At 67.5% G+C, this 755-nt stretch carries 1 protein-coding gene; it reads right to left on the reverse strand.

Annotated features, from left to right (window positions below; translation table 11 throughout):
• Positions 1–755, reverse strand: a 755-nt coding sequence (locus tag DEH69_RS22845) for an acyltransferase domain-containing protein (RefSeq protein ID WP_113688886.1), incomplete at both ends; no start/stop codon positions are given.

Genomic DNA, 755 nt, shown 5'->3' on the forward strand with positions numbered 1-755 from the left:
CCCTGACCCAGCCAGCCCCGGATCGCCTCATCGAACCGGACCCGCTCCCGCAGATTGCGCACCCAGTACTCGGGACCCAGCTCGGAGCCGTCCACCATCTCCCCGGTCACAGAGGAGAGCAGCGGGAAACGCGTCGCCCGTGGGGCAATCCCCGCCAGGACCCCCATCAACTCCTCACGGACAGACTCCACATGAGCCGAATGCGACGCATAGTCCACCGCGATCCGCCGCACCCACACCCCCTCACCCTCAAGCCGCTCCACCAACCCCGCCACCCCATCCACATCACCCGAAACCACCGTCGACTCCGGCCCATTGACGGCCGCCACCGACACACCATCAGGAAGATCCAGGGCCTCGGCGGGCAGGCCAACGGAGGCCATCGCGCCACCACCCGCAAGACGCTCCCCGATCACCCTCGACCGCAACGCCACCACCCGCGCGCCATCCACCAACGACAACCCACCCGCCACCACGGCGGCGGCGATCTCACCCTGCGAATGACCCACCACACCCGAAGGCACCACACCAAACGACTCCCACAACCGCGCCAACGACACCATCACCGCCCACGACGCCGGCTGCACCACATCAACCCGCGACAACAACCCCTCATCTCCCAGGGCAACCTCGAGATCCCAGTCGACAAACTCCCGCAACGCCCGCCCACACTCGGCCAACGCCTCCCCAAACACCGGAAACGCCCCGGCCAGCTCAAGACCCATCCCCACCCACTGCGAACCCTGACCAGGGAA

This window comes from Streptomyces sp. PT12 (assembly GCF_003311645.1).
In the GTDB taxonomy this organism is placed as follows: domain Bacteria; phylum Actinomycetota; class Actinomycetes; order Streptomycetales; family Streptomycetaceae; genus Streptomyces.